The sequence below is a fragment of the Streptomyces sp. MBT65 genome (genome assembly GCF_016612545.1).
Lineage (GTDB): Bacteria > Actinomycetota > Actinomycetes > Streptomycetales > Streptomycetaceae > Streptomyces.
The window spans coordinates 14,609-29,671 of sequence record NZ_JAENRY010000066.1 but is presented as its reverse complement, the minus strand read 5'-3'; the positions used below and the strand labels follow the sequence as shown (position 1 = coordinate 29,671).

The window sequence follows — 15,063 nt, the reverse complement described above, 5'->3', positions numbered from 1 at the left end:
CCGCGACCCGCAGGCACCCGGACAGCCGACGCCCTCCGAACCCCCGGGGGGCGGCACCCGCCCCGCCGTGGGCTGCCCGCCCGCGCTGCTCGACGCGGTGCACGCTCATCCCGGGCTGCGGGTCGCGCTGTTCGGGTCGCTCAACGCGCTCGCCGCGGCCGAACCGGCGGCCGTGGCAAGGGCGTTGACCGGGTCCGGGCTGCCCATGAGCCTCCAACCCGGTTTTCCGCATCTGCGGATGTGTGTGACGCCCGTCGGGGCGCGCGACCGGCTCGCGCGGTTCCGTGAGGTGCTGCGGACGGCGGGTGTCTCGCCGCTGGCCGACCCCGCCGTGCTGCGCACCGCGCTGAGTCTCACCTGGCCCGGTGAGCTGCCGACGGGCCTGGAGGCGAGCCTGTTGCTGAACGAGCTGGGGTCGGACACCCACCGCACGGCCGGTACCCGGGACCTGTTGATCGAGGCCGCCCTCACCGCGCCCCCGGACGACCGTGACGTACCGGCGCTCGCGGAGGACCTGCTGCGCTGCTTCAGCACGGAGCTGCGGCCCGGGCAGCGCGCGGCCCTGCTTCTCCTGGAACTGGCCGGGCTGTTGGGCACCGAGGGGGAGAGCGACGAGTGGGTCACGAGGGTGCTGAATCTGAAGAACGGCGCCGCCGAGCCGGTGCCGGACCCGGTCGTCGACCGTGCCTTCCAGGTCCTCGCGTGGCGGCTCCTCGAAGGACAGGTGCCGACCAACGAGCTGTACGCGCTGGCTCGTTCGGGTGAACCTCGGCTGCTGGAGACGTACGAGAAGGCGGGCCGTTCCGACCGCGTGGGCGACCGGCTGCGGACCTCGCCGGCGTATGTCGCCGCCCGGTTCTGCGACTGGAGCGCGTTCCCGGGAACCCATCCGACCTGGGACGAGACCCGGACCGCCCTGCTCGGCAAGGTGCTGCGGCCGGTCGTACGGGCGCTGCCCGCCGAGGACCAGACCGAGGTCGAGGCGGTGCTCGGGCGCGCGGGCCGGGGCAAGCTCGACGCGTATCGGGCGTGGAACCGGCCCGGCGCGCTGGGGCGTCTCGCGGGGCGGCTGTCCGGACGTGGACGGCGCCCGGACCAGACCGAGGTGTGGCCCGGGGACGTGCAACCACCGACCGAGGGAGGCCGCCGATGACCGCCGCCTCACCGCTGCTGGTCCTGGCCGTCTGGACCGGGCTCGTCGCGGTCGGGCTGTGCCTGGGCCGGGTGCTGTGGGTGTTCCTGTGGATCGGCACCCGGGCCGTGTGGCAGGGCCTGGGCCCCTGGCAGCCGGGCCGCCCCGACCAGCGCGTCCCGCTCGTCGCCGCGGGCGCCGAACCCGCCCATCTCGGCTACTACTGGCGGCAGTTGTGGGTGGACGCGTGGACGGCGGGCGCCTACGGGATGCGGGTCGTGTGGACGGCGTTCCGCGATGTGTGGCTGCGCCGGAACGTACGGAACCTGTTCCTGGGCCGGCACCCGTCGGGCCGCCGCGGCCGGGCGCCGATCAACCGCTTCGGTTACGTCCTCCTTGCGCCGGGCACCTTCGTGGGCGCACTGCTCGGCGCGGTGCTCGCCACCGTCCTCCTCGCCGTGTCCCTGCTGTACTTCGGGCTGCTGGTCGGCCTGGTCTGGCTGGGCTCCGCGACGGCGGTCCCGGTGCTGCGCGGGGTGGAGCGCGGCTGGGCGCTGACCCGCGGTATCCGCGTCAAGTGCCCCTATCCGGGCTGCTATCGCCCGGTCCCGCTGGCCGTGCACCGCTGCGCCGGCTGCGCGAAGCCGCACAAGTCCCTGCGTCCCGGACGGTACGGCGTGCTGGGGCACGGCTGTGTGTGCGGGCAGCGGCTGCCCACGACCCGGCTCGCGGGGCGCGGCAAGCTCACCGCGCTGTGCCCGTACTGCGACCGGGTGCTGCCCGAGATCGTCGGCACCACCCGCGTCGTGCACGCCCCGCTGGTGGGCGGCACCTCCTCCGGCAAGACGATGCTGATGGCGGCCATGGTCGAGGGCCTGCACGCCTGGGACCGGCACGGCGACCTGCGCGTCGACTACGCCTCCGCCGACGACCGCCATACGTTCAACGACCTCAACCAGGAGCTGCGCAGCACCGGTTGGGCCCATGCCACGACAGGCGGCCAGCCGCGCGCCCTGATGCTGACGGTGACCCGGGGCCGACGGCGGCGGCTGCTCTATCTCTACGACCCGATGGGCGAGTCGGTGAGCGAGGCCGAACGGGTGCGCGCCCAGCAGTACTTGGCGCACACGGACGGTGTCGTCCTGGTCGCCGACGTGCTGGCCGACCTCAAGGTGCGCGGACGGCTGCTCGGCACCGAGGACGCCGAACGGGTCGGGTCGGCCCGCCCGTCCACGCAGGGTCCGTGGGAGACGTACCAGCGGCTCACCGGTGAGCTGAACGCGCTGACCGGCCGTCGGCGCGGGCGGCTGTCCGTGGCGGCCGTCGTCACCAAGCGGGATGTCCTGGACCGGCTGGTCACCCTGCCGCGACCGGGGGCGCAGGTCGATTCCTGGCTGGAGGAGATCGGCCTCGGCGGACTCGTCCGGGCCCTCGGACACGACTTCAAGGAGGCCCGCTACTGGGCGGTGAGCGCCCATGCCGCCACCGGCGCCGGATCGCTGGAGAGCGAGCAACGCCGGGCAGCGGAGCCGGTGTTGTGGCTGCTCGCGGTCTCCGGGCTGAAGACCGCCGCCCTCACCGGCACACCGGGCGCCGCACCGGAGAAGAGGAAGAGGTACACCACGGCATGACGAAGGTGACCCCACCGGTCGGACACGGACGGCGGCTGCTCGCGGGCCTGTTCGTCGCCTCACTGGTACTCACGGCGGCCACCCTGACCTACTTGGCCTATCTGTTCCTCCCCGACTCATAGATCTGTTCCTCCCCGACTCATAGAAAGGACACAGCGTGAGCGACATTCCCGGCGGGCCCATGGCGAACCGGCCGGTCCACTTCATCTGGCTGCTCGACTGCTCGTACTCGATGCAGGGTGAGAAGATCGCCCGGCTCAACTACGCGATCAGAGAAGCGATCCCGGAGATGCGGTCGGTGGCGCACGACAACCCGGCGGCCCAACTGCTGCTGCGGACCGTCACGTTCTCCACCACGGCCCAGTGGCTGCATCAAACCCCCGTCCCCGTCGACGACTTCACCTGGCAGGACGTCGAGGTGGACGGCATGACCAACCTCGGCGAGGCCCTGCACCTGGTCTCGCGCGAACTGCAGACTCCGCCGATGCCGCAGCGCGCGCTGAAGCCGGTGCTGGCGCTGGTGTCGGACGGAGGGCCCACGGACGACTGGCGGGCGGGGCTGAAGGCGATCGACGCGACACCGTGGGGCCGTAAGGCGGTACGGGTCGCGATCGCGATCGGCGCCGACGCGGACCGCAGTGTGCTCCAGGAGTTCCTGGGCAACCCCGAGTTGCAGCCGCTCGACGCCAACAGCCCCAAACAGCTTGCTGCGGCGATCCGTTGGGCGTCGACGGCGGCGGTGAAGGCGGCCTCGCAGCCGGTCGCGGGCGGCTCGTCCGGCCCGACCCTCACCAAGCAGCCGTACGCGCCGCCGGTCATCGACGACGACGATGACGACGTGTGGTGACCTTCGGGGTGCGACGGTGGGAGACGCTGGCCGACAGCGTGCGGGGCGTCGGGAAGAAGCGCAACCAGGACTGGTTCACCTGCCAGGGCTCCGGTTCCGGCGAGGACCCGCTGCTGCTGGCGGTGGCCGACGGACACGGCTCGGCCCGCTACACCCGCAGCGAGATCGGCGCGCGCTTCGCCGTGGACCGCTTCGTGGGCCGGGCCGAGCTGTTCGCCCGCGCGGCCCGCGACTGCCATGAACCGGGCCGCCTCGCCCGGCTGATGACCTACGCCCGCGACGACTTCCCGCGCGCCCTCGTCCAGGACTGGCGCGAGGAGGCCCTCGGCCACTGGGACCGTCACCGCCCGGTCGCCGACGCGGGCACCCCGGAACCACCGCAGAGCGAGAAACTCCTGCTCTACGGCACGACGTTGATCGGCGCCGTGCTGACGCCGTGGCTGTTCGTGGCCTGGCAGATCGGCGACGGCGATCTCGCGGTGGTCGAGCACGACGGCACGCTGAGCCGGCCGCTGGCCCCCGCCGAGGAGGATCTCGGCGACGAGACGGAGTCGCTCTGCGGCAAGGAGGCGTGGAGCGCGGTGCGGATGCACTGGGCACCGGTGTTCGACCAGGCCCGCACCCCGCGGCTGGTGGTCCTGTCGACGGACGGCCTGTCGAAGAGCTTCGCCTCGGCCGACGGCTACCGGCAGTTCGTGGCGGGCCTGGACGGCCGACTGGCGGCGGACGGCTACGAGGGGGTGCGCGAGGTGCTCCCCCAGTGGCTGGAGCAGGCGTCGAAGTACTCGGGCGACGACACGACCCTGGCGGCGGCCCTACGGCATGTGTCGGCGGTGACGGGCGGCCCGCCGGACCCGGAGGCCCCTCCGGACCCCGCCCCGGACACCCCCGCGGAGGACTCGCCCATGGACACGGAACGGAAGACGGAGACATAGATGAGCGGCATGCTCGACAGCGGTACGCGGCTGACCGCGCAGAACGGCGAAGAGATCCAGATCGTCGACATGCTGGGCGCGGGCGGTCAGGGCGAGGTGTACCGGGCCAAGACCCCGGGCGGCGACAGGGCCCTCAAGTGGTACTACCCGACCTGCGCGACCGCGGAACAGGACGCGATCGTACGGGAGTTGGTGGACCGCGACTTCGACGACGACCGGTTCCTGTGGCCCGAGGCGTATGTGCCCGCGTACAAGGGGTCGTTCGGGTACCTCATGGGGCTGCGCCCGGACCACTTCAAGGGGCTGCCCGCGCTGTTCCGGCGTCAACTGCGCACCACACCGCGCGCGTTGCTGACGGCGTGCCTGTACACGGTGGAGGCGTACCAGGCGCTGCACTCACGGGGCATCGCCTACCGGGACATCTCCTGGGGCAACATCTTCTTCGACCCGGACAGCGGTGACGTGCTGGTCTGCGACAACGACAACGCGGTGGTGGAGGGGGACGTCAGCGGCATCTCCGGGACGATGGAGTTCATGGCCCCGGAACTGGTCCGCGCCGAGCCGGGCGCCCGCCCCGGCACCCAGTCCGACCTGCACTCGCTCGCCGTGCTGCTGTTCATGTTCCTGATGAACCATCACCCGCTGAAGGGGAAACGGGAGTTGGGCATCCACTGTCTCGACGAGGCGGCGGAGCGCAAGCTGTACGGCAAGAGCCCGCTGTTCGTCTTCGACCCGGCCGACGACTCGAACGCGCCCGATCCGGTGGAGCACGCGACGGTGCTGGCCACCTGGAGCGCGGCGGCGGGGAAGCTCCAGGACCTGTTCCGGCGCCAGTTCACGGTCGGGCTGCACGATCCGTCGGCCCGGGTCCGCGAGACGGAGTGGCGGGACGCCCTGCGGGCCGTACTGGACTCGGTCGTGGAGTGCGCCTCGTGCGGCCGGCAGAACATGACGGAACCGGGCGAGAACCCGCCGCCCCGCGCCTGTTGGGGCTGCGGGACCCGGCTCGTGCTGCCGCCCCGGCTGGTGGTGACCACTCCCCCGCCGCGCACCGAGCACCACATCCGGCTGGGGCGGGCGGCCCGGGTGCAGGCCCACCACCTCCAGGCGGAGCCGACCCGGCACGACTGCTCGGACGCGAGCCTGGTCGCCGAACTGGTCGAACACCCCGCGAAACCGGGCCGGTTCGGCATCGCCAACCGCTCACAGCAGACATGGACGGGAACGCGCTCCGACGGCACCTCGCAGCAGATCGGTCCCGGTCAGACGGTGCCGCTGCGGTCCGGTCTCGAACTGGACCTGGGAGGCGGGGCCCGGGCGGTGGTCAAGGCGAAGTGAGCTGCAGGGGCGCCCTGTTGAGGCCGGGTGCCCCTGCCGCTTCACAGGCCGAGCGCGTGCTTCAGTTGCTCGATGAGCGCGAGCCCGCCGGTGCCGGCCCCGACGCCGATGGTGATGGTCTCCAGCGCGGCCCGGACCCGGCCCCGATGGACGGCCCGGCCCTCCTCGCCCGCCTGCACCAACTCGCCCTGGATCACCTGGGCTTGAGGGACCAGGGTCGGGTACTCGCCGCGCATCCGGTCGACGAGTTGTTCGGCGAGGTGCAGGACGGTCGCGGAGTCCGTTCCGTTGTTCACGACGTGACCGTGGTCGCCGATGTGGCTGTTGTGGATGTTGCCGCCGCCGTTGAAGTTGAACGTGCTCATGTCCCGCTCCCCGTTCGTGTTCAGGGCTGTGGTGCCCCGCTCTGGCCCGAAGACCCTTGGCCTTGCGGCCCGTTGTTGGTGACGTGGCCCTGGTTGCCCACGGCGCTGTTGTGGATGTCCCCGGAGATGTTGTAGGTCTGCGTGCTGATGTTGGCCTGCGCCTTGTCGAAGGAACTCGTGTCGACGTTGTGGTCCTTGAGGAACTTCTCGGTGGCGACGAGGACGCCGCCCTGGAGTCTGAAGAGGAAGTCCTGCGAGTCGATGCGTTCGGCGTAGCCCGCCTCGCCCCAGTCCCCGATCCGTTCGCGCAGGCTGTCGGTCGCACCGACGTCCTGGACGACGTGGTGGTCCAGGATCTCCCGCCGCCGCTCCGCCATGAACTTCTCGCGGCTCCGCCGCGCTCTGCGCAGCGCCCGCAACCGTCCGACGGCTCCCCGGAGTTCGGGCCAGGTACGCGCGTTGGCGTACCGGACCAGGCTCCACCAGCGCTTGGACGGGGTCACGGGCAAGTGGTCCACGAGATGGAAGCGCCCGCCCAGCGGTGGGATCGCGTAGGCGGCGACCTCCCAGGTGAGGCTCGGTCCGCTGAGGATCGCCCGCAGGTACATGGAGACGATGATCCGCCCGCCGTCGCCGACCCGCTCCAGGCACAGATGCGTCCGCATGCCCGCACCCGGACTCTGCACGCCCGCCTGCACCAGCTGGCTGGGGATCTTCGGCAGCGGGCGCGCGGTGCGGTCGGGCAGCAGTTCCGGAAGCATGTAGGCGTTGCTGCCGATGACGTAGAGCCGGTTCTTGGTCCGCAGTCCGTCCAGTCCGGAGAGGCTCTCCATCTCCTTGGCCACATAGGTGTGGAGCTCGACGGCGTCGAAGGGGCGGATGGTGAGCTTGCCGCCCTGCGGAGCGTCGGCCGGCTTGCTGACGTCGATCGGCTGCCAGACGACTTCCTTGATCTTTCTGCCGCTGCCGACGAACGGATTGGTGAGGGCCGCCGCGTCGGCGTACGGCAGCACGTTGGCCCGCTTGTTCGAGTGCTCCTGGAGCCAGGTCTCCGCCGCCGCGTCCACCGGTGGGGCCAGCTTCTCCACCTTGTCGGGGTTGCGGAACACCTCCTGCGCCGCGTCGCGGGCCTGGGCCTCCGTGCGGTGGACCAGCCACCACGAGGCGCCGAGGACGATGACGGGGCCGTAGACACCCACCAGGGCGACCGAGCCGAGGCCGTTCGCGAGTCCCCAGACCGCCACCAGCAGCGAGGTGCCGAACGCGGCGCTGAGCCAGGCGAGTTGGCGGTCCAGGGCCGCGCGGCGCAGCAGGGCGGCGCGGGCGTGCCGGGCGAGCGCGACCAGGTTGATGCCGAGTGTGAGGCCCAGGGCGTTGAACCGGTCCCCGGTGAGTTCCTCGTCGACCTCGCGGGCGAACCCCTCGTCGAGATGGACCGACGCGCACAGTCGTCGCGTCACCCCGTCCTTGCGGTACTGCGGTAACGACGGTAGGACTCTGCCCGCCACTGTGACCTGCCCTTCCGTCCGAGCCAGCGCACTCAACCCTAGGGACAACAAGCCTGTTTTGTCCCGGAGTTAAGCGAGTGCGCGGGCAATCAGTCGAAGGACAGTCCCCCGGTACGGGTCCGCTTCAGTTCGAAGAGGTCGGGGTGGGTGGCCAACACCCGGAAGCTGTCGAAGAGTTCGGCAGCTTTCGGTCCGCGCGGAATCGCCCGCAGCACGGGACCGAACCACACCGTTCCGTCGACGTGCAGGGTCGGCGTCCCCACATAGCCGCCCGATTCCTTCTCGACGCCCGCCTCATGGCTGCGGCGCACGGCGTCGTCGTGCGACGGATCGTGGGCGGCGGCGGCCAGTTCGGCGGGGAGTCCGAGTTCGGCGAGGGACTCGGTGACCACCGCGTCGAAGTCGTCGTAACCCCGCTCGTGGATGCGGACGCCGAAGGCCGTGTACAGGTCCCGCAGGACCTCGTCGCCCCGCTGTTCCGCGGCGGCCACGGCGACGCGCACCGGGCCGATGGACTTGTCGACCAACTCCCGGTACCAGCCGGGTAGTTCGTTGCCGATGTTGTGGAGGTGGAGGCTCATCGCGTGGAAGCGGAGGTCGAGCGGGCGCTCGCGCTCGACCTCCAGCAGCCAGCGGGAGGTGATCCAGGCGAAGGGACAGGCGGGGTCGAAGTAGAAGTCGACGCGGACCGGGGTGTCGTCACTCATACGGAGAACGCTAGTCACCGATTGGGCTGAGTGCTCGACCCAATCGGACGATTTCTCACTGGTCCACTTTGCTCATGGCCGTCTGCCGTGGGTCCCGTCCGCTGGACGCGAGGGCGCGGTCGAAGACGGGGGCGTCGTCCGGTACCGGTACCGGGTCGGCGAAGCCGTCGTACTGGCGGTAGAGGTCGCCGTGCTTCTCGACCACGTCGAGGACGAGGCGCGCGGCGCCTTCCGAGACGCGGTACTCCTGGCCGGTGGCCGTGGCGACGTCCCAGCCGTGGACGGCCAGCTCCTTGATGATCATCGAGGCGAGTTCGTCGGCCGGCATCTTCGCCATGCCGAGGTCGACCTCGCCCTCCCACACCGCCGGGTCGGCCCAGGCGGCGACGGCCCGGTCCAGTTGGGCGGCGTAGGCCTCCGCCCAGTCGGGATCGGCGGTGAAGTCGCGCGCGGTCAGCTCCTCGGAGAGCTGCTTGCGCAGGGCTCGGTGCTCCAGGCCGTGCGAGGTGTAGAGGACCCAGTGGTTGACCATCGCGCGGACGTCCCAGTCGGGACAGTGCGTGGGGTCGTCGAGCCGGGCCTCGCTGACACCGCGCGCGACACGGGCCGCCTCGGCGGCGCATTCGATCATGTACGGGTGCAGGTCGTGATTGCTCATGTCTCCCACGCTAGGGAGCGCGCGGTCAGGACTCTTGAACAAACGCGACAGCCTCGTCGGCGAGCCGGAGCAGCTCGTCGAACGGCATGGAACCGGGTGCCCTGTGCTCGCGCGCGAAGGTGTTCGCGAGCCGTTGCAGCAGGTCGTTGAGCGGGGTCGGGACGCCGTGCAGCCGCCCCAGCAGCGCGATCTCGCCGTTGAGGTAGTCGGCCTCGATGGTGCCGGCGCCCCGGTTCAGGGACTGCCAGGAGGAGCCGCCGCCGCGCGGGACGCCGTCGATCTCGACGAGCCGGATCCTGTCGCCGCGCGCCTCCTTCCCCTCCTCGTCGCTCGTGTACGCGATCCCGGCCGCGTCGAGCACGGCCACGCCCTCGGCCCGCACCCGCCCGTAGAACTCCAGGCTCGCCTCGCTGCCGAGCGGCCCGGCGACGGCCTCGATCGAGTTGACGAGGTTGCTGAGCAGCTTGGCGTACTGCCAGCGCGTCACGTCCGGCACGACCGGCGCCTCGAACCGCGCCTTCTCCAGGTCGGCGGCGATCAGCCTGGCGGTCTCGTCCGTGCCGTGCGGGACGCGGCCGAGGTGCAGGATGCCGGTGAGCGGGGTGCCCTCGGCGGCGACGACACCCGGTTCGACGAAGGTCGCGGGCAGCCAGACGCAGACGCCGTAGACCCGCCGGAAGCGGCGCAGTGCGAGGCGCTGGCTCTCCACACCGTTCTGCGCGCAGACGATGGGCAGTCGCTCGGCGGCGCTGCCGCCGCCGGTGACCGGCGCCGGGCCCCAGAGCGCCAGCGCGGCCTCGCTGTCCTGTGTCTTGACGGCCAGCACGAGCACGTCGTCGGCCCTCAACCCGCCCAGTTCCGCGGGCCCTTCGACGACCGGCAGCCGATACGCCGACTCCCCGTCCGGCACCTTGAGCCGCAGCCCGTGCTCGGCCAGCGCCGCTCGCTGCGCACCCCGCGCGACCAGCACGACCTCGCACCCCGCCCCGGCCAGCCGACCACCGATGGCCCCGCCGACCGCACCTGCTCCGATGATGATGTAGCGCATGGGGACGAGCCTCGCACAGAGTCGATCTCTCCCTCCAGGACGGATCTCAACTGCCGGTCAGCTCCACCAGTTTGACCACGGTGTTCCAGTTGCGGGTGGTGGCGATCAGGCCTTTGCTGAGGCGCGGCCGGGACAGTTCCACGGCGAGCTTGGAGCGGCCGAGGCCGTTGGGGGCGTAGAGGTACAGGGCGCGGTCGCCGAGGCGGAACTCCTCGGGAAGATAAGCGGCTTGGTCGAGTTCCGTGAAGCGGGCTTCGCCGGGCGGTGCCGAGAAGTAGGTGACGTGGAGCTGCTTGGCCTCCAACTCGACTGCCGGGAAAGGGCAGTTGTCGACGATCGCGCTCAGGTAGGCGTGGTCGCGGACGATGACGTCGACCGTGAAGCCGAACCGCTGCTCGATGGCCTGCGCGAGTTCCGTCGCGAGGGACTCCTCGTCGCCGTGGCCGCTCGCGAACACGGCCTGGCCGCTCTGCAGGTAGGTGCGGACGTCGTCGTGTCCCAGGCCTTCGAGGAGCGTGCGCAGCTCGGCCATCGGGAGCTTCTTGTTGCCGCCCACGTTGATCCCGCGCAACAGCGCCGCATACGTCGTCATCCGCACACCATAAAGCGGCCTTCGTGCCCCGTGGGGGGTGGGCACGACGGCTTCGGAAACTCTGTCGGACAAGGCAGGTCGGGATCAACACCTGCATACACCTGTGACTTGTTCAACAAGGTTTCGTAATAACAAAGCGGACCTCGGCCTACGCATCGGACACCCCGCGCTCCCGGTCACCCTGATCACCACCCCCGAGCCGCCCGGATAGATGTAAGGGGCCGCCGTCCTCCCCAGTGGTGAGGGCCCGGGGTCCGCGCGGAGGAGCCGCGCGACCTGGACCTCACCGGTCAGCACGAGGGGATGTTCTTATTCCGCGCATACCTTCGAACCATGAGGTGGCGGCAGGGGGCTGTCACCGTGCACAAGGGGGCAGGCCCGTCATGGGGAACGCAGATTCACGGGTGCGGGGCATCGCCGCCCGGGCCGGCGGCTGGAGCGCCCGGCATCGGTGGGCCGCGGTCGGCATCTGGGTGCTGTTCGTGGTGCTGGCGATGGGAATCGGTTCGGCGGCGGGCCGGGTGGACGTCGACGAGAGCGATCAGCTCAAGGGCGAGACGCACACCGCCGCCACGATCATCGACGACGCGGGGATCAAGGAACCGGCCGGGGAGACCGTCCTGATCCAGTCGAAGGACGCGTCGGTCACCTCCACCGACAGCGAGTTCCGCAGCGCGGTGACCGCCCTCGTCAAGGCCGTCGAGGGGACCGGCCGGGTCACGGACGTCACCTCGCCGTACGACACGAGGACGATCTCGAAGGACGGGCGGAGCGCGCTCGTCCAGTTCGACATGCGGGGCGACGCGGACACCGCCGGTGACCGGGTGGGGCCGGTGCTGAAGGCCGTCGCCGGGGTGCAGAAGGACCATGACTCGCTGCGGATCGAGGAGATCGGCAGCGCGAGCATGGCGAAGCAGTACAAGGACGCGTTCGGCAACGACTTCAAGAAGGCCGAGTACTCCGCGGTCCCCGTGGCCCTCGGCATCCTCCTCATCGCCTTCGGCGCGCTGGTCGCGGCGCTGCTGCCGGTGGCGCTGGCCCTCACCGCGATCATCGCGACGATGGGTCTGATGGGCATCGTCAGCCATGTCCAGCCGATGAGCGACACCGCCAACTCCGTGATGCTGCTGGTGGGGTTGGCCGTCGGTGTCGACTACTGCCTGTTCTATCTGCGCCGTGAACGCGAGGAGCGCGAGGCCGGCCGGGACGCCGGGGCCGCGCTGCGGATCGCCGCCGCGACCAGCGGCCGCGCCATCATCGTCTCCGGTGTCACGGTGTGCGTGGCGATGGCGGGCATGCTGTTCACCGGGCTCGCCGAGTTCGAGGCGATGGGCCTGGCCTCGCTGATGGTCGTCGCGGTCGCCATGGTCGGCTCGGTGACCGTACTGCCCGCGCTGCTCTCGCTGTTGGGCGAGCGGGTCGAGAAGGGCCGCATACCGTTCCTGCGCCGGCGCAGCCGCCGGGGCAACGGCGAGAGCCGGTTCTGGACCGCCGTCCTGAAGGGCGTGCTCGCCAAGCCGCTCGTCTCCGTGCTCGTCGCGGCCGGGGCGCTGCTCGCGATCGCCGCTCCGGCGGTCGGCATGAAGACCGAGAACCTCACCCTGGACCAGGAGTTCGGCAACTCCCTCCCGATCGTGGGGACCTACAACCGGGTCAACGACGCCTTCCCGGGCGGCTCCGATCCGGCCGAGGTGGTCGTCAGGGCGAAGGACATCAACTCGCCCGAGGTCAAGCAGGCGTTGGCCGACTTCAAGGCGCAGGCGGTCAGTTCGGGTGCCTCGCGCGGCCCGGTCGACATCAAGCTGCACGACGCGCAGAACGTCGCCTTCGTCTACGTCCCGCTCGTCGGCGGCTCCGACCAGGACAAGGCGGCGAAGAGCCTGGAGAAGCTGCGCGACGAGGTACGCCCCGCGACCCTCGGCAAGGTCGACGGCGTCCAGGCACCGATCACCGGAAACGTCGCGGGATCAAAGGACTTCAACGACCAGCTCCTCGGCTCGGTCGTCCCGGTCTTCGCCTTCGTCGTGGTCTTCGCCTTCCTGCTGATGCTGCTCTCGTTCCGCTCGCTCACGGTCGCGATCACCTCGATCGCCCTCAACCTCCTTTCGGTGGGCGCCGCTTACGGCATCCTCGTCGCCGTGTTCCAACACGGCTGGGGTGCCTCGCTGGTGGGCGCGGAGGGCGTCGGCGCCATCGTCACCTGGCTGCCACTGTTCCTCTTCGTGATCCTGTTCGGGCTGTCGATGGACTACCACGTGTTCGTCGTCTCCCGGATCCGCGAGGCCCGGCTGCGCGGCCGTACGACACAGGAGGCGATCCAGCACGGCGTCGTCACCACGGCGGGCGTCGTCACCAGTGCGGCCGTCATCATGGTCGCCGTCTTCGCGATCTTCGGCACGCTGTCCATGCAGTCGATGAAGCAGATGGGCGTCGGCCTCGCGGCGGCGGTCCTCATCGACGCGACGGTCATCCGGGGTGTCCTGCTCCCCGCGGTGATGGCGCTGCTCGGCGAGCGCAACTGGTACTTCCCGAAGTGGCTCCACCGCCTGCCCGACCTCACCCACGACGAGTCCGCGGAGGAGCTCGCGCCCGCGGTGGCGGGCGAGGGTGAGCGGGTTCGGGTGTAACTGCCCCTGACCGGAGGCTTGTTGGTCTCCCGGCGTACACGAAGGAAAGGCCCACCGGGTCCGGCCTGTCCGGACCCGGTGGGCCTTTCCTTCGTCCGAGCCCGAAGTCGACGTTCACCACCGAGCCACCGGGGTGTTCGGAATGCCGGCGGCCGTCGTCTCCGTCGCGACCATTGCCGCGGCCGGTTCTGCGCCCGGGCCGGAACCCTCTCAGGTCGGTGGCCAGTTCCGCAGGGCCGCGTCGGCCACCCGCTGGAGTTCGGAACGGGTGGCGCCGCCGGCGGCCTGGACGGCGATGCCGTTCCCCACGGTCATGAGGTAGCGGGCGAGCAGTTCCGGGTCCGCGTCCGGGGGCAGGTCGCCCTCGTCGACAGCCCGTCGGAAGCGGAGGCGGAGGTCGGCGCGGCCGTCGTCGCGCCAGGCGATCAGGGCCTCCTGGGCGGCCCGCCCGGATTCGCCGGCAGCCAGTGAGCCCTGCACACCGAGGCATCCGGCGGGGCAGTCGGGGCGGGTGGTCGTCCGGACCGCGCCGGCGAGGAACGCCGTGGCCACTTCCCGGGCGCTCGGCTCCTCCAGCGCGCGGGCCGCGTAGGCGGCCGGGCCTTGCGTGTAGCGCTCCAGGGCCTTGCGGAACAGCTCCTCCTTGTTGCCGAAGGCCGCGTACATGCTCTTGCGGGTGATGCCCATGGCGCTGGTCAGGTCGGTCAGGCTGGCGCCTTCGTAGCCCTGTTCCCAGAAGACCCTCATGGCCTGCTCCAGGGCCTCGTCGGCGTCGAAGCCTCTCGGCCGGCCGATCGGCGCTTTCCGGGTGATCTCCACCGCGCCATCCTACCTCCTCGATACCGATCGGTGCAGAAGTGCTACAGTCCACTTCTGCACCGATCGGTATCTAAGTTTGAGGAGATCAGGCAATGGGACAGCTGGAAGGCAAGACCGCCGTCGTCACCGGCGGCGGCACCGGGATCGGCCTGGCCACCGCCGCGCGGCTGGCGTCCGAGGGTGCCCACGTGTTCATCACCGGCCGGCGCAAGGACGCGCTCGAAGAGGCCGCCGCCTCGATCGGTCCCGCGGTCACCGCGGTTCCGGGCGACATATCCGAGCCGGCCGACGTGGACCGGCTCTACGACGCGATCCGCGACCGGGGCCGGGGTCTGGACGTGCTGTTCGCCAACGCGGGCGTGGCCACGTTCGCACCGCTGGCGGAGGCCACCCAGGAACAGTTCGACCGGATCTTCGGCGTCAACGTCCAGGGCACCCTGCTCACCGTGCAGAAGGCGCTGCCCCTGCTCAACGACGGCGCCTCGGTCATCCTGAACGACTCCATCCGCGCCGACGACGGCTGGGAGACCTTCGGCCTGTACTCGGCGTCGAAGGCCGCGGTCCGGTCCCTCGGGCGGACCCTGGCCAACGAGCTGAAGGGCAGGGGCATTCGGGTCAACATGGTCGCGCCGGGCGCGATCGACACCCCGGGAATCGACACCGCCGTCGGCGAGGAGAACGCGGCCGCCGTCAAGGCGGACCTCGCGACGGGAGTACCGATCGGCCGGATGGGACGACCGGAGGAGGTCGCCGCGGCCGTGGTCTTCCTCGCCTCGGCCGACAGCAGCTTCATGCTCGGCAGCACCCTGTATGTCGACGGCGGCGAGAACCGCTTCTGACCCCGCCGCGCGACCTC

The 15,063-nt window shown here is 70.9% G+C and carries 15 protein-coding genes; 8 read left to right on the top strand and 7 right to left on the bottom strand.

The window, feature by feature from the left end:
* The 6 genes from JHN63_RS17360 to JHN63_RS17340 all read left to right on the top strand — a co-directional run.
* Window positions 1-1,153 (top strand): GTPase-associated protein 1-related protein (locus JHN63_RS17360; protein ID WP_267953771.1); only part of this gene is annotated, 1,153 nt, incomplete at its 5' end.
* Entirely contained in the window at window positions 1,150-2,763 is a 1,614-nt protein-coding gene (locus JHN63_RS17355; protein ID WP_200681973.1) for a hypothetical protein, read from the top strand. The genes JHN63_RS17360 and JHN63_RS17355, both read left to right, overlap by 4 nt.
* A complete protein-coding gene (locus tag JHN63_RS53935) occupies window positions 2,760-2,885 on the top strand; it encodes a hypothetical protein (RefSeq protein WP_267953770.1) in 126 nt (41 codons plus the stop codon). Before JHN63_RS17355 ends, JHN63_RS53935 begins: the two co-directional genes overlap by 4 nt.
* A 59-nt stretch (window positions 2,886-2,944) precedes the next feature.
* A complete protein-coding gene (locus tag JHN63_RS17350) occupies window positions 2,945-3,610 on the top strand; it encodes a tellurium resistance protein (RefSeq protein WP_200681974.1) in 666 nt (221 codons plus the stop codon).
* On the top strand, window positions 3,604-4,545 hold the full coding sequence (locus JHN63_RS17345) for a protein phosphatase 2C domain-containing protein (protein ID WP_200681972.1): 942 nt from the start codon (window positions 3,604-3,606) through the stop codon (window positions 4,543-4,545). The genes JHN63_RS17350 and JHN63_RS17345 overlap by 7 nt, the downstream gene beginning before the upstream one ends.
* Complete coding sequence (locus JHN63_RS17340) at window positions 4,546-5,883, top strand: protein kinase (protein WP_200681971.1); 1,338 nt, start codon at window positions 4,546-4,548, stop codon at window positions 5,881-5,883.
* Window positions 5,884-5,924: 41 nt separating this feature from the next.
* Here the strand turns inward: JHN63_RS17340 and JHN63_RS17335 are convergent, their stop codons facing one another.
* The 6 genes from JHN63_RS17335 to JHN63_RS17310 all read right to left on the bottom strand — a co-directional run bounded on the left by JHN63_RS17335 (window position 5,925) and on the right by JHN63_RS17310 (window position 10,761).
* Complete coding sequence (locus tag JHN63_RS17335) at window positions 5,925-6,248, bottom strand: hypothetical protein (protein ID WP_200681970.1); 324 nt, start codon at window positions 6,246-6,248, stop codon at window positions 5,925-5,927.
* A gap of 20 nt (window positions 6,249-6,268) precedes the next feature.
* A complete protein-coding gene (locus tag JHN63_RS17330) occupies window positions 6,269-7,708 on the bottom strand; it encodes a hypothetical protein (RefSeq protein WP_200681969.1) in 1,440 nt (479 codons plus the stop codon).
* 137 nt (window positions 7,709-7,845) lie between these two features.
* On the bottom strand, window positions 7,846-8,463 hold the full coding sequence (locus JHN63_RS17325) for a DsbA family protein (protein ID WP_200681968.1): 618 nt from the start codon (window positions 8,461-8,463) through the stop codon (window positions 7,846-7,848).
* Window positions 8,464-8,518: 55 nt separating this feature from the next.
* Window positions 8,519-9,121, bottom strand: coding sequence for a TIGR03086 family metal-binding protein (locus tag JHN63_RS17320; RefSeq protein WP_200681967.1), 603 nt, complete (start codon window positions 9,119-9,121; stop codon window positions 8,519-8,521).
* Window positions 9,122-9,146: 25 nt separating this feature from the next.
* The gene (locus tag JHN63_RS17315; RefSeq protein WP_200681966.1) at window positions 9,147-10,169 is read right to left on the bottom strand and encodes a ketopantoate reductase family protein; all 1,023 of its coding nucleotides are present in this window, start codon (window positions 10,167-10,169) and stop codon (window positions 9,147-9,149) included.
* 46 nt (window positions 10,170-10,215) lie between these two features.
* Entirely contained in the window at window positions 10,216-10,761 is a 546-nt protein-coding gene (locus JHN63_RS17310) for a DUF1697 domain-containing protein (protein ID WP_200681965.1), read from the bottom strand.
* 383 nt (window positions 10,762-11,144) lie between these two features.
* Between JHN63_RS17310 and JHN63_RS17305 the strand changes: the two genes are divergently transcribed.
* Window positions 11,145-13,388 carry an MMPL family transporter gene (locus JHN63_RS17305; protein WP_200681964.1) on the top strand — a complete coding sequence of 748 codons (2,244 nt, stop codon included), beginning with the start codon at window positions 11,145-11,147 and terminating at the stop codon, window positions 13,386-13,388.
* A 210-nt stretch (window positions 13,389-13,598) separates the two neighbouring features.
* Here the strand turns inward: JHN63_RS17305 and JHN63_RS17300 are convergent, their stop codons facing one another.
* On the bottom strand, window positions 13,599-14,207 hold the full coding sequence (locus JHN63_RS17300; RefSeq protein WP_200681963.1) for a TetR/AcrR family transcriptional regulator: 609 nt from the start codon (window positions 14,205-14,207) through the stop codon (window positions 13,599-13,601).
* 92 nt (window positions 14,208-14,299) lie between these two features.
* On the opposite strand from JHN63_RS17300, the gene JHN63_RS17295 reads away from it, so the two are divergent.
* The gene (locus tag JHN63_RS17295; RefSeq protein WP_200681962.1) at window positions 14,300-15,046 is read left to right on the top strand and encodes an SDR family oxidoreductase; all 747 of its coding nucleotides are present in this window, start codon (window positions 14,300-14,302) and stop codon (window positions 15,044-15,046) included.
* Window positions 15,047-15,063 lie beyond the last annotated feature (17 nt).

Bases quoted from the DNA above. Each gene is read 5' to 3' on its own strand.
- JHN63_RS17355 (WP_200681973.1), top strand. From the start codon at position 1,150: ATGACCGCCGCCTCACCGCTGCTGGTCCTGGCCGTCTGGACCGGGCTC.
- JHN63_RS53935 (WP_267953770.1), top strand. From the start codon at position 2,760: ATGACGAAGGTGACCCCACCGGTCGGACACGGACGGCGGCTGCTCGCG.
- JHN63_RS17350 (WP_200681974.1), top strand. From the start codon at position 2,945: ATGGCGAACCGGCCGGTCCACTTCATCTGGCTGCTCGACTGCTCGTAC.
- JHN63_RS17340 (WP_200681971.1), top strand. From the start codon at position 4,546: ATGAGCGGCATGCTCGACAGCGGTACGCGGCTGACCGCGCAGAACGGC.
- JHN63_RS17335 (WP_200681970.1), bottom strand. From the start codon at position 6,248: ATGAGCACGTTCAACTTCAACGGCGGCGGCAACATCCACAACAGCCAC.
- JHN63_RS17325 (WP_200681968.1), bottom strand. From the start codon at position 8,463: ATGAGTGACGACACCCCGGTCCGCGTCGACTTCTACTTCGACCCCGCC.
- JHN63_RS17320 (WP_200681967.1), bottom strand. From the start codon at position 9,121: ATGAGCAATCACGACCTGCACCCGTACATGATCGAATGCGCCGCCGAG.
- JHN63_RS17315 (WP_200681966.1), bottom strand. From the start codon at position 10,169: ATGCGCTACATCATCATCGGAGCAGGTGCGGTCGGCGGGGCCATCGGT.
- JHN63_RS17310 (WP_200681965.1), bottom strand. From the start codon at position 10,761: ATGACGACGTATGCGGCGCTGTTGCGCGGGATCAACGTGGGCGGCAAC.
- JHN63_RS17305 (WP_200681964.1), top strand. From the start codon at position 11,145: ATGGGGAACGCAGATTCACGGGTGCGGGGCATCGCCGCCCGGGCCGGC.
- JHN63_RS17295 (WP_200681962.1), top strand. From the start codon at position 14,300: ATGGGACAGCTGGAAGGCAAGACCGCCGTCGTCACCGGCGGCGGCACC.